Source organism: Sulfitobacter sp. 1A13421 (assembly GCF_043557285.1).
In the GTDB taxonomy this organism is placed as follows: Bacteria; Pseudomonadota; Alphaproteobacteria; order Rhodobacterales; family Rhodobacteraceae; genus Sulfitobacter; species Sulfitobacter faviae.
Map to the genome: position 1 here is coordinate 120549 of NZ_JBIFFQ010000001.1, position 12612 is coordinate 133160.

Sequence of the window (12612 nt, forward strand, 5' to 3'; positions counted from 1 at the left end):
TCTTATTCACCATGGCCCGAACATAGGCGCTTCGCGCCGCGGTCTCAACCTCAGCTCTGCGCCTTCAGCTCCAACCGGCGCGCGTGCAGCACCGGTTCGGTATAGCCCGAGGGCTGTTCGCGCCCCTTCAGCACCAGATCGCAGGCGGCCTGAAAGGCCACCCTGTCAAAGCCCGGGGCCATGGGGCGATAGCTGGGATCGTCGGCGTTTTGACGGTCCACCACGGCTGCCATTTTTTTAAGCGCTGCCTCGACTTCCTCGCGGCTGATGACGCCGTGATGCAGCCAATTCGCCAGCGCTTGGGCCGAGATGCGGCAGGTCGCGCGGTCTTCCATCAGGCCCACATCGTTGATGTCTGGCACTTTGGAGCAGCCGACGCCCTGATCGATCCAGCGGACGACATAGCCCAGAATGCCCTGCGCGTTATTCTCGATCTCGCGGGTGATTTCCTCGGTGCTGAGGTTGCGACCTTCCATCACCGGGATGGTCAGCAGCGCGTCAAGCGTGGCGCGTGCGCCGCCCTCTTTAATCTCCTCCTGCCGCGCCAAGACGTTAACCTTGTGGTAATGTGTAGCGTGCAGGGTAGCCGCGGTGGGCGATGGCACCCAGGCGCAATTGGCCCCGGATTGGGGATGGCCGATCTTGGCCTCCAGCATCTCGGCCATACGGTCGGGCATGGCCCACATGCCCTTGCCGATCTGCGCCCGGCCCTGCAAGCCGCAGGCGAGGCCGATATCGACGTTGCGATCCTCATAGGCGGCGATCCAAGCGCTGTTCTTCATCTCACCCTTGGGCACCATCGGACCGGCTTCCATACTGGTATGAATCTCGTCCCCCGTGCGGTCGAGGAAACCGGTATTGATAAAGGCCACCCGGTGTTTCGCTGCGCGGATACATTCCATGAGGTTGGCGCTGGTGCGGCGCTCTTCGTCCATGATGCCGAGCTTCACGGTATATTGCGGCAGGCCGAGTGTCTCTTCCACATGGGTAAAAATCTCATCGGCAAAGGCCACTTCCTCGGGCCCGTGCATCTTGGGCTTCACCACATAGACGCTGCCGGTGACCGAGTTGCCGCCCGCGCGTTTGAGGTCATGAATGGCGATCAGCGTGGTCACCATGGCATCCATCAGCCCTTCGCCAATCTCGCGCCCCTCACGGTCGAGCACGGCGGGGTTGGTCATCAGATGGCCGACATTGCGCACCAGCATCAGAGAGCGGCCCTTCAGCGTGACCTCCCCCTCCCCATCGGGCGCGGTATAGCGACGGTCCTCGGCCATGCGGCGGGTGACGGTCTGGCCGCCTTTTTCAAAGGTCTCGGCAAGGTCCCCTTTCATCAGGCCCAGCCAATTGCCATAGGCCAGCACCTTGTCTTCGGCATCGACCGCCGCGACGCTGTCTTCGCAATCCATGATGGTCGAAAGCGCGGATTCGATGATCACATCCGCAACGCTGGCGGGGTCGTCCTTGCCGATGGCATGCTCGGGGTCGATCTTGATCTCGATATGCAACCCGTTGTTGCGCAGAAGCACCGCGTCGGGCGCCTCCGCCGCGCCTTGGTAGCCCGCGAACTGCGCCGGATCGGCCAAGCCACAGGGCCCGGCATCCTGCGCCATTACAGCTTCAAGGTGCCCGTCCACAACGCGATACCCCGCCAAATCTGCATGGCTGCCCGCCGAAAGCGGCACGGCGTCATCCAAAAAGGCTTTTGCCCGCGCCACCACCCGCGCGCCGCGCGCGGCGTCATAGCCCTTGCCCACCGGCAGATCGCCCAGCGCATCGGTGCCGTAGAATGCGTCATAAAGGCTGCCCCAGCGCGCATTGGCCGCGTTGAGCGCGAAGCGTGCGTTGGTGATCGGGACCACAAGCTGCGGCCCGGGCACCTGCGCGATTTCGGGGTCTACGTTTTGCGTCTCAATCTGGAACGCCGGCCCTTCGGGCAGAAGATAGCCAATCTCACGCAGGAAGGCGGTGTAGCTCTCCGCGTCATGGGGCTGGCCTGCGCGCGCGCGATGCCACTCATCAATCTTGGCCTGAATTTCGGCCCGCTTTTCAAGAAGCGCACGGTTCTTCGGCCCGAGGTCATGCACTAGGTCCGACAGCCCCGCCCAAAAGACATCCGCGTCTACACCGGTGCTCGGCAGCGCCGATCCTTCGATGAAGTCGACCAGCGCGGGCTCTACCTGCAAACCGTTCTTGTCAATTCTACCCGTCATTCTCCGCCCTCTCCCGCGCTGGATACCTTTGTGAAAGGTCTAGCAGAAAGGCAAAGCGGCGCAAGCGCGGGCAGGCAGGCGATAGCGCCGCTAGTCGGCAACCGGCTCCGGGGTGGCGATCGCCGGCTCGGCGTCCGCCGGGCCATCGACGGGTTGCACCTCACCTTCCGGCGAGGGGTCGGTGGCCTGCAACACCGCGTAGACGATGCCGGCGATCATCAAGAGCGCCCCTGCGATGATCGCGGTTTTGATACCGATCAAAGCGGGACGATGACGTTTCTTCTGCGTTTCGGTATCGGTGTCGGGGGCGGACATGGATACACCTCATTGCTCGAAGTTGGGGCAGCTCGGCTTGCAGGCCGCCTTCTGGAGACATAACATTTCCCAGACCAATTACGTTCCCGCGACTGGAGGCCCAATGCGCGACGCCACCCCCCAAACGATCTATCTCAGTGACTACCAGCCCTTCGGCTTTCTGGTGGATGAGGTGGCCCTGACCTTTGACCTCGATCCTTATAAGACACGGGTTAGAAGCCGCATCGCCTTTCGCCCCAACCCGGCGGCGCAGGAGGCAGAGTTTTTCCTGCATGGCGAGCAGCTCAAGCTCATTTCTGCGCAGATTGACGGCAAACTGGTCACCCCGAAGGTGACAGAACGCGGTCTGACCTGCGATGTGCCCGACGGCCCCTTCATCTGGGAGGCCGAGGTTGAAATTGACCCCAAGGGCAACACCGCCCTCGAAGGGCTTTATATGTCGGGCGGCATGTATTGCACCCAATGCGAGGCAGAAGGCTTTCGCAAGATCACATATTACCCCGACCGCCCCGATGTGATGAGCGTCTTCACCGTTACCATCAACGGCCCGCATCCCGTTCTGTTGTCCAACGGCAATCCCGTGGCGCAGGGGCAGAACCATGCCGAGTGGCATGACCCATGGCCCAAGCCTGCCTATCTTTTCGCGCTGGTGGCGGGCGATCTGGTCGCCCATTCCGACCGTTTCACCACCATGTCGGGTCGCGAGGTCGATCTGAACCTCTATGTACGCCCCGGCGACGAAGGCAAATGCGCCTTTGGGATGGAGGCGCTCAAAGCCTCGATGAAATGGGACGAAGAGGTTTACGGTCGTGAATACGACCTCGACATCTTCAACATCGTTGCGGTCGATGATTTCAACATGGGCGCGATGGAGAACAAGGGGCTGAACATCTTCAACTCCGCCGCCGTTCTTGCCTCCCCCGAAACCTCGACGGATGATAATTTCGAGCGGATCGAAGCGATTATCGCCCATGAGTATTTCCACAATTGGACCGGCAACCGCATCACTTGCCGGGATTGGTTCCAGCTTTGCCTGAAGGAGGGGCTGACCGTCTACCGCGACAGCCAGTTCACCTCCGACATGCGCTCTCCGGCAGTGAAACGCATCGGCGATGTGATCGACCTGCGCGCACGCCAATTCGCCGAGGATCAAGGCCCGCTGGCCCATCCGGTGCGGCCCGAAAGCTTTCAAGAGATCAACAACTTCTACACCGCCACCGTCTATGAGAAGGGCGCCGAGGTGATCGGCATGCTCAAGACCTTGGTGGGCAATGACGCCTATGCCAAGGCGCTGGACTTTTATTTCGAGCGTCACGACGGCGATGCGGCGACGATCGAAGATTGGCTGAAGGTGTTTGAAGACACCACGGGCCGCGACTTGACCCAGTTCAAACGCTGGTATTCGCAGGCGGGCACGCCGCGCCTTTCGGTGGTGGAGGCTTGGGACGCAGGCAAGGGCATCTTTACCCTCACTTTCACACAGCACACGCCCCCCAGCACCGCCACACCTGAGCCTAAACCGCAGGTTCTGCCCATCACCGTGGGGCTGATCGGCGCGGATGGGGCCGAAGTGGCCCCCTCTCGCGTGTTGGAGATGACCGAGGCCGAACAGAGCTTTACCTTCGACGGGTTGGATGCGCGCCCCGTGGCCTCGGTGCTGCGCGGCTTCTCCGCCCCGGTGGTGCTGAAGCAAGACCTCTCGAAAGAAGAGCGGCTGCTGCTGCTCGCCCATGACAGCGATCCCTTCAACCGGTGGGAGGCCGGGCGCACCTTGGCGCGGCAATCCTTGCTGGCCGCGATCACCGAAGGCAGCGCGCCGGATGACGCATGGCTCGAAGCCCTGCGGGCCGTGTTGGAGGATGAGACCCTTGAGCCTGCCTACCGCGCGTTGATGCTGGGGCTGCCCAGCCATGCCGATCTGGCCAGCACCCTGCATGACGCAGGCAAAACGCCGGATCCGGCGGCGATCCATCAGGCGGTGGAGGCCACCCGCGATGCCATGGCCGAGCGTTTTGCCGCGCTCCTGGGCGATCTCTATGAACGCCACAGGGTCGACGCCCCCTATCAGCCCAATGCGGCGCAATCGGGCAAACGCGCCTTGACCAATGCAGCACTTGCCCTGCTGACCCGCGTTGAGGGACCGGCGCGCGCGCAGGCGCAGTTCGACGATGCCGACAATATGACCCAACAACTCAGCGCCCTCGCCGCCCTGCTGCGTGCGGGCCAAGGTGACAAGGCGCTGGCCGCCTTTGAGGCGCAGTGGCGGGAGGACCGTCTGGTGATGGACAAATGGTTCGGGCTGCAAGTCAGCCAAGCCGCGCCGGAAGAGGCGGCCGAAGTGGCGCGCCGGCTTACCGAGCATGCCGATTTCAACTGGAAGAACCCCAACCGTTTCCGCGCGGTCTTTGGCAGCCTTGCCATGCATCACGCCGGGTTCCACCATGAGAGCGGCAAGGGCTACGCCCTGCTGGCCGACTGGCTGATCAAGCTCGACCCGGTCAACCCGCAGACCACGGCGCGGATGTGCTCGGCCTTCCAGACATGGCGGCGCTATGACATAGCGCGGCAAGATATGATCGAGACCCAACTTGACCGCATCCTCGCCAGCCCCGATCTCAGCCGGGACACCTCCGAGATGCTCAGCCGCATTCGCGGTGCCTGACACGCCTATTCAGACAGAGGGCATGGCGGCCTATACCTACCGCCGCCATGCCCGCAGCCGAACGGCCCTGTTCCTGTTGCCCGTGATCTGGCTGGCCCTCGCGGCGGCGTGGCTCTGGCTTGACGCCTCGGGCTGGATCATCGGGCTGCTGGGGCTCTTTACCCTGCCCGCGCTATGGGAGGTTTTTAGCAATCCGGCCAGCGGCTTGACGCTCGATCAGAATAGCCTGTCGTGGTTCACCGGCAAACGGGACGCGAAAATCGCGCTGGCGCAGATCGACCGCGTTCGGCTTGATACGCGGCTGGATATGTCCGTGCGCGCCACGGTCATTCTCCGCACGGGGCGCAAGATCAAACTGCCCTTTGAGGCCACCCCACCGCACCGCGCATTGGAAGCCGCGCTTCAGGCGCGCGGCATCACGACGGAACGGCATCACTTCACGCTGATCCAGTAATCTAGGGACGGCTGCGGGGTCGAGTCGCGTTCAACGGTTTGCAATAGGACTGCCGCCGCAGCCAGCGGGACATATCCGCCCGTTTTGACGCGCTGCGCATCGGCCCCCAATCGGCCCCGACGCCGCGCCGCCCGTTTCCGGCGATCACCCCGTCGCGCGGCACGGTCGTCGCCATGATCCGCACAGCACAACTCAGGTTCGCGGCGCCGTTCTTGAGCGCATCACCGCTGCCGACATTGCATTTGTAGCCCCGCGCGGTGCCCGGCAGGATTTGCAACAACCCATACCAGCGGCCACCCCCGCCCACGGCCCAAGACCGATAGGTGCTCTCATGTTTGGCCAGCGCCGACATGAAGCCGACCCAAAAGGCCCGGCGCTGGCTGTCGGATGCCGTGGGATAGGCCGGGCACCACTCTGCCACATCACCGGGCACCATATCCACCAAGGGCTTGCCGTGGGACTTCAGCGCCGAGATCGCGGCGCGGGTCCAAAGCGAATGCCCCCGCATATGCTGCCAGCGCGTGCGCGGCAGGTTGCCCGGACGCGCGGGCGGGCGCAGCGTTGTGGTGAAGGGCGCAGTCTCAAGCGCGGGCGGTTCGTCCTCGGCCTCGACCTCATCGGGGAAGGACAAAGACGTGGCGGCGGTCTGCACCACATTATCCACCTCCACCACCGGGGCGGGCTGTTTGGGCAGTTCGGCCCAAATCATGGTGGGGCTGGCGCAGAGCAAGAGGGCAATCATGGCAGGTTTCATGGCGCGTATAAGACCGCCCCAAAACGCGCTTGGCAAGCGCGGCGGGGGCGCGGGATCGGCAGATTTCCTCTGATCGGGAAACAGCGCCCGCCGCGCCGCCGGATTGTCGCGAAGGATCGCCCCCGCCTGCCCGACTGCGCTGCAGAATTTTCCCGAAAGCTCCGCACGCCGGACACGGTTCCGCCCCATTGCCCGGTCAAACCTAAATCATCGACAAACAGCAGGCAGGACCGGCCCCAGATGAAGAAACTCTCGCATATGATCCCGTCCGCCTTGAAAGGGTTCTTTGCCAAGCCCGCACCGCAAGCGCCCGAGTTCGAGCCGCTGGAAATGCCGCTCCTGCGCCGCCGTGCGCCGCGCGACGCGCTGCTGCGCATTTCCTGCCCCGACCCCACCGCCGAAGAGATGCAGCGCGACCGTCACCAGTACCGCGCGCAATGGTTGGTGCGCCAAGAACGCTGGGAGGAGATGGCAGAGCTTTTGCAAGAAGCCGACGATAACCGCGAGATGACACCGGGCGCCATGCCGGTGGCCGAGCTGATGGCCTTTGGCGCACGGGCGGATGTGATTCTCGCTGCGGAACACGCGCTTTACGACGGCAAACCGGCCAGCGACGCGCCCCTGATGGCCGGGATCGAAGCGCTGGAACATGTGCTGGCCGATCACGCTCAGAACGCCATGATCGCCGCCATCGTGGCACAGGCGCATATGGACATCGGCTGGGCCTGGCGCGGCACGGGCTGGGACAGCGACGTGCCCGCCCGCAACCATGCGGCCTTCGCCGCGCATTTTGAACGCGCCGAGCAAATCCTCGCGCCATTCGACAAGGACACAGCCGCCTCGCCCCTGCTCGCGGCGACGCACTGTGCCCTACTTGGGGGAACCGGCGGTGACGCCCGCGCCGTGGCAGACCGCTACGCCCGGCTCATCGACCTGAACCCCGCAAACCCGCGCCCCATGCGGGCCATGGGCAACCACCTTCTGCCGCGGTGGCATGGCTCATATGACCAGTTGGAACTTGAGGCCCGCCGCACCGCCGCGCGGACCCAAGAGACATGGGGCGCGGGCGGCTACACTTGGGTGCAATTCGACGCGATCAGCTGCGATGCGCAGGCCTGTGCCAACCTAGATGTGCCGTTTTTCATCGAAGGGCTGCACGACATCCTCGCCCGCCGCCCCGATCCGCATACCGCCAACCTGCTGGCGGCCTATTGCGCCAGCGCCATCGGTCAGGCGGCGGAGACAGAGGATGCCGCCGGGGCCGTCCGGGCCGAGATTGCCGATTGCGCGCGTTGGATCGTGCGCGATCACATGACCGAACTGCACCCGATGCTTTGGGCCCATGCCGCACGCGGCTTTGACAACAACCTGCGCGTCCGCTCCGCCCGGCGTTTTGCTGCTTCGGGGCGGGATGAAGCTATGCGCATCATCACCGGCCTGTTCCAACGAGAGATCGAAGCGGGCAAACGGGTCATTTTCACCGAAGGCCGCCGCCAGATTGCCGTGCCGGGCTAAGCCTGCCTCTTGAAGCGCGTGGTGCGCTCCAGTATGACCGGCCAAGTTCCAATTGACCGAAGGCGGCCGCGATGCTTGATCTGAGTTACGACACCCCGAAACCGCGCGTGATTGCCGGTGCCAAACATGACTGGGAACTGGTCATCGGGATGGAGGTGCACGCGCAGGTCGCGTCGAACGCCAAGCTCTTCTCGGGCGCCTCGACCAAGTTCGGCGCCGAGCCCAACAGCAACGTGGCCTTCGTCGATGCGGCGATGCCCGGCATGCTGCCGGTGATCAACGAATATTGCGTCGAACAGGCGGTGCGCACCGGTCTGGGCCTGAAGGCCGAGATCAACCTGAAATCCGCCTTCGACCGCAAAAACTACTTCTACCCCGACCTGCCGCAGGGCTACCAGATCAGCCAGCTTTACGAGCCCATCGTGGGCGAAGGCGAAGTGCTGGTGGAACTGGGCGACGGCACCGCGCGGCTGGTGCGGATCGAGCGCATCCACATGGAACAGGACGCGGGCAAGTCGATCCACGACATGGACCCGAACATGTCCTTCGTCGACCTGAACCGCACCGGCGTCTGCCTGATGGAGATCGTCTCTCGCCCCGACATTCGCGGGCCGGAAGAGGCCGCCGCCTATCTCGCCAAACTGCGCCAGATCATGCGCTACCTTGGCACCTGCAACGGCGACATGCAGTCGGGCGCCATGCGCGCGGACGTCAACGTCTCGGTCTGCCGTGTGGGTCAATATGAGAAGTATCAGGAAACGCAGGACTTCTCGCATCTCGGCACCCGCTGCGAGATCAAGAACATGAACTCCATGCGCTTCATCCAGCAGGCCATCGAAGTCGAAGCCAAACGCCAGATCGCGATTGTCGAAGCTGGTGGCGAGGTTGTGCAAGAAACCCGCCTCTTCGACCCCGACAAGCAGGAAACACGCTCCATGCGCTCCAAGGAAGAGGCGCATGACTACCGCTATTTCCCCGACCCCGACCTGCTGCCGCTGGAGATCGAACAGGCGTGGGTGGACGACATCAAAGCCAACCTGCCGGAATTGCCGGACGAGAAGAAATCCCGCTTCATCAAAGACTTCGGCCTGTCAGACTATGACGCTTCCGTGCTGACCGCCGATCTCGACAGCGCGGGCTATTTTGAGGCCGTGGCGAAGGGCCGCGATGGCAAGATGGCCGCGAATTGGGTCATCAACGAGCTTTTCGGCCGCCTCAAGAAAGACGACAAGGGCATCACCGAAAGCCCCGTCACCCCGGCGCAGCTTGGCAGCATCGTGGATCTGATCGCCTCGGACGCGATTTCGGGCAAGATCGCCAAGGAAGTCTTTGAAATCGCCTATACAACCGGCCGCGAGCCAGAAGAGATTGTGGAGACCGAAGGCCTCAAGCAGGTCACCGACACCGGCGCGATTGAAACGGCGGTGGATGAGATCATCGCCGCCAACCCCGCGCAGGTCGAGAAGGCCCAGCAGAACCCGAAGCTGGCGGGCTGGTTCGTCGGTCAAGTGATGAAAGCCACGGGCGGCAAGGCCAACCCCAAGGCCGTCAACGAAATCGTGTCGCGCAAGCTCGCCCAGCAATGAGCGACGCCCCGGCCCCCTTCCGTTCGGGCGAGATGACGGTTCTCCCCGAATGGATCGATTTCAACGGCCATCTGAACATGGCCTATTACAACGTCCTGTTCGATCAGGGCGTTGACCAAGCCTATGGCGAAATCGGTCTGGGGCCGGAGTATCAACGCACGGGTTGCACCACCTATGTGGCTGAATTCCACGTCTGCTACCTGCGCGAACTGCATGAGGGTGACCGCGTCTATACCACCTTCCAATTGCTTGACCATGACGAGAAGCGGTTTCACAGCTTTCAGGAACTATGGCACGTCGACGGCTGGCTTGCCGCCACCGCCGAGGGGCTGACGCTGCATGTGGACCAGTCCGGCCCGCGTGTGGCCCCCATGCCGGACCATATCCTGACCCGTCTTGACGCGATGCGCCGCAGCCATGCCAAACTGCCCAAACCGGCGCAGGCCGGTCGCAGCATCGGCATCCGCCGCAAATCCGTCTAAAACTCACCTGACGCGGCTTATGTCGCCAACCCAGCCGAGGCCCCTATGCGCTACGAATACAAGATCCTTCCCGCCCCCAGCAAAGGGCAGAAAGCCAAAGGTCTGAAAGCCCCCGAAGCGCGTTTCGCCAAAACCTTGGAAGAATGCCTGAACGAACAGGCCGCCGAGGGCTGGGAATACCAGCGGGCCGAGACTTTGCCTTCGCAAGAGCGTTCGGGCCTGACCTCGACCACCACGGAATGGCGCAATGTGCTGGTGTTCCGCCGCTTGGCGACTGCTGCGGGTCCGCAGGAGGATGGCGATCTGCTGCCGCCCGCCACTGCTGCCGCAACGCCCGTCTTGGCCGCCACGATCGAAGGCGAAGACACCGCGCTCCAGGCCGATGCACCCGCCTCCATCACGCCCGAGGATGACGCGCCCGCGAAAGAGAACCCCGCCAAAGCGGCGACGCCGCCTGCGTTTCTGTCCGGCCCCTCGGCGGATGGAGCTTCGCCGCGGGGCAGCGACGAAGACGACGATAACACAAAGCCCTAAACGCAGCGCTTATTCGTCCAGATCGAGCGCCAGCGCGTGAATGCGCCCCATCAGGTCCGGCCCCAAAGCGCTGTGCACCGCCCGGTGCCGCGCCAGCCGGTTCTGGCCCTTGAAACGCTCTGACCGGATGCGCACGTTAAAGTGGCTTTCGCCCCCCTCCTGAAATCCGGCATGACCGCGATGGCTTTCGCTGTCATCCATCACTTCCAGTTCACGCGGCGCAAAAGCGGCTTCCAGCCGATCCGAAATCTCTTGTGTTGTGGACATGTTTTTACCCCCGGCCCCCTTCAATCCTGCGACGCAGGGTATATGGTGACCGGCCTGAGTCGGAAAGGTCTATCCACATGCCAAAACCTGATCCCTTCGGATTCGACATGTCCGTGTCGTCCTCCAAAAAGAAAAACCCCCGCGGCCGCCGCGGCATGTCCGGTGCGTCGGAAACCTCGACCCGGATTTGCGACCACGAAGGCTGCGACGAGCCGGGCAAGTTCCGCGCGCCCAAAGCGCCCGATGTGCTGGATGACTACTTCTGGTTCTGCCAGAAACACGTGCGCGAATATAACGCGAAGTGGAGCTTCTTTGACGGCACCACCGAGGCCGAGATGAACGCGCAGATGTCCAAGGACAAGGTCTGGGAGCGCACCACCAAACCACTGGGCGACCCCGAGCAGCGCGCATGGGCCCGTCTTGGCATCGAAGACCCGCATCAGGTCTTGGGCAAGAACGCGACCCAGAACCCCGGCAAGGGCCAGCAAGCGGGCCGCCGCCTGCCGCCCACCGAACGCCGCGCGATCGAGATTCTCGAGGCCAAAGACACTTGGACAAAACCCGAGGTCCGCAAAGCCTACAAAGCGCTGATCAAGGTGCTGCACCCCGATATGAACGGCGGTGACCGCAGTCAGGAAGAGCAGTTGCAACTGGTCGTATGGGCATGGGACCAGATCAAGGGCAGCCGCAACTTCAAGGACTGATCCCACAACCGGACCAGCGGCCGGTTGCGGATAATGCCAGTTGCCCCTTCCCCTTGCGGATATGCACGATATGTTGCACCAGATACGCGTGCGGCCCCGACCGCGCGCCTAAGGAAAAGGATGACGAGCGATGGCCGACGGTGCACTGGAACATGACATGAAACCCACCGAAGAGGTCTCGGTGCGCGATGTCTTTGGCATCGACACCGATATGGTCGTCAAGGGTTTCCCGCAGCGCACCTCTCGCGTGCCGGACATCGACAGCACCTATAAGTTCGATCCCGACACCACGCTGGCGATCCTTGCAGGCTTTAGCCACAACCGCCGCGTCATGATTCAAGGCTATCACGGCACGGGCAAATCGACCCATATCGAACAGGTCGCCGCCCTGCTGAACTGGCCCACCGTGCGCGTCAACCTCGACAGCCACATCAGCCGGATCGACCTCATTGGCAAAGACGCGATCAAGCTGCGCGACGGCAAACAGGTCACCGAATTCCACGAGGGCATCCTGCCTTGGGCCCTGCGCAACCCGACCGCGATTGTCTTTGACGAATACGACGCGGGCCGCGCCGATGTGATGTTCGTGATCCAGCGCGTGCTGGAGCATGACGGCAAGCTCACGCTGATGGATCAGAACGAGATCATCACCCCGCACCCCTATTTCCGCCTCTTCGCCACGGCCAACACCGTGGGCCTGGGCGACACCACCGGCCTTTACCACGGCACCCAGCAGATCAACCAAGCGCAGATGGACCGTTGGTCGCTTGTTGCCACGCTGAACTACCTCAGCATCGACGCCGAGACCGCGATCGTGCTGGCGAAAAACCCGCATTACAACACTGAAAAGGGCCGCAAGACCCTCAAGCAGATGGTCACCGTGGCCGACCTCACCCGCACCGCCTTCATGAATGGCGAGCTGTCGACCGTGATGAGCCCGCGCACCGTGATCGCTTGGGCGCAGAACGCCGAGATCTTCCGCAATGTCGGCTATGCCTTCCGGCTGTCCTTCCTCAACAAATGCGACGAGCTTGAGCGTCAGACCGTGGCCGAGTTCTATCAGCGTTTGTTCGATGAGGAACTGCCCGAAAGCGCGGCCAGCCTGAGCTTGGGCTAAGCCGCCCCG

At 63.1% G+C, this 12612-nt stretch carries 12 protein-coding genes; 8 read left to right on the forward strand and 4 right to left on the reverse strand.

Going from position 1 to position 12612, the window contains the following annotated elements; translation table 11 throughout:
* Positions 1-50: 50 nt before the first annotated feature.
* Together ACGYLI_RS00650 and ACGYLI_RS00655 are read right to left on the reverse strand one after the other, a co-directional pair.
* Positions 51-2213 (reverse strand): malate synthase G, encoded by a 2163-nt coding sequence (locus ACGYLI_RS00650; RefSeq protein ID WP_394416326.1) that lies wholly within the window; start codon positions 2211-2213, stop codon positions 51-53.
* Between the two features lie 90 nt (positions 2214-2303).
* Positions 2304-2528, reverse strand: coding sequence for a hypothetical protein (locus tag ACGYLI_RS00655; protein WP_394416329.1), 225 nt, complete (start codon positions 2526-2528; stop codon positions 2304-2306).
* 103 nt (positions 2529-2631) lie between these two features.
* On the opposite strand from ACGYLI_RS00655, the gene pepN reads away from it, so the two are divergent.
* Together pepN and ACGYLI_RS00665 are read left to right on the forward strand one after the other, a co-directional pair.
* Positions 2632-5190, forward strand: a complete 2559-nt coding sequence (pepN, locus tag ACGYLI_RS00660) for an aminopeptidase N (protein WP_394416331.1) — start codon at positions 2632-2634, stop codon at positions 5188-5190.
* A 22-nt stretch (positions 5191-5212) separates the two neighbouring features.
* Entirely contained in the window at positions 5213-5644 is a 432-nt protein-coding gene (locus ACGYLI_RS00665; RefSeq protein WP_394416333.1) for a hypothetical protein, read from the forward strand.
* A 1-nt stretch (position 5645) separates the two neighbouring features.
* On the opposite strand, the gene ACGYLI_RS00670 is transcribed toward ACGYLI_RS00665, so the two are convergent.
* Positions 5646-6398, reverse strand: a complete 753-nt coding sequence (locus ACGYLI_RS00670) for a transglycosylase SLT domain-containing protein (RefSeq protein WP_394416335.1) — start codon at positions 6396-6398, stop codon at positions 5646-5648.
* A 240-nt stretch (positions 6399-6638) separates the two neighbouring features.
* Between ACGYLI_RS00670 and ACGYLI_RS00675 the strand changes: the two genes are divergently transcribed.
* From ACGYLI_RS00675 to ACGYLI_RS00690, 4 genes are all read left to right on the forward strand, one after another.
* The gene (locus tag ACGYLI_RS00675) at positions 6639-7913 is read left to right on the forward strand and encodes a hypothetical protein (RefSeq protein ID WP_394416337.1); all 1275 of its coding nucleotides are present in this window, start codon (positions 6639-6641) and stop codon (positions 7911-7913) included.
* A gap of 71 nt (positions 7914-7984) precedes the next feature.
* The gene (gene gatB / locus ACGYLI_RS00680) at positions 7985-9499 is read left to right on the forward strand and encodes an Asp-tRNA(Asn)/Glu-tRNA(Gln) amidotransferase subunit GatB (protein WP_394416339.1); all 1515 of its coding nucleotides are present in this window, start codon (positions 7985-7987) and stop codon (positions 9497-9499) included.
* Positions 9496-9981 carry a thioesterase family protein gene (locus ACGYLI_RS00685; RefSeq protein WP_394416341.1) on the forward strand — a complete coding sequence of 162 codons (486 nt, stop codon included), beginning with the start codon at positions 9496-9498 and terminating at the stop codon, positions 9979-9981. Before gatB ends, ACGYLI_RS00685 begins: the two co-directional genes overlap by 4 nt.
* A 45-nt stretch (positions 9982-10026) precedes the next feature.
* On the forward strand, positions 10027-10515 hold the full coding sequence (locus tag ACGYLI_RS00690) for a DUF4177 domain-containing protein (RefSeq protein WP_394416342.1): 489 nt from the start codon (positions 10027-10029) through the stop codon (positions 10513-10515).
* A gap of 9 nt (positions 10516-10524) precedes the next feature.
* On the opposite strand, the gene ACGYLI_RS00695 is transcribed toward ACGYLI_RS00690, so the two are convergent.
* A complete protein-coding gene (locus tag ACGYLI_RS00695; protein ID WP_394416345.1) occupies positions 10525-10782 on the reverse strand; it encodes a BolA family protein in 258 nt (85 codons plus the stop codon).
* A 77-nt stretch (positions 10783-10859) separates the two neighbouring features.
* Between ACGYLI_RS00695 and ACGYLI_RS00700 the strand changes: the two genes are divergently transcribed.
* A complete protein-coding gene (locus ACGYLI_RS00700) occupies positions 10860-11486 on the forward strand; it encodes a J domain-containing protein (protein WP_168612010.1) in 627 nt (208 codons plus the stop codon).
* Positions 11487-11616: 130 nt separating this feature from the next.
* Positions 11617-12603, forward strand: coding sequence for a cobaltochelatase subunit CobS (gene cobS, locus ACGYLI_RS00705; RefSeq protein ID WP_067263280.1), 987 nt, complete (start codon positions 11617-11619; stop codon positions 12601-12603).
* Positions 12604-12612 lie beyond the last annotated feature (9 nt).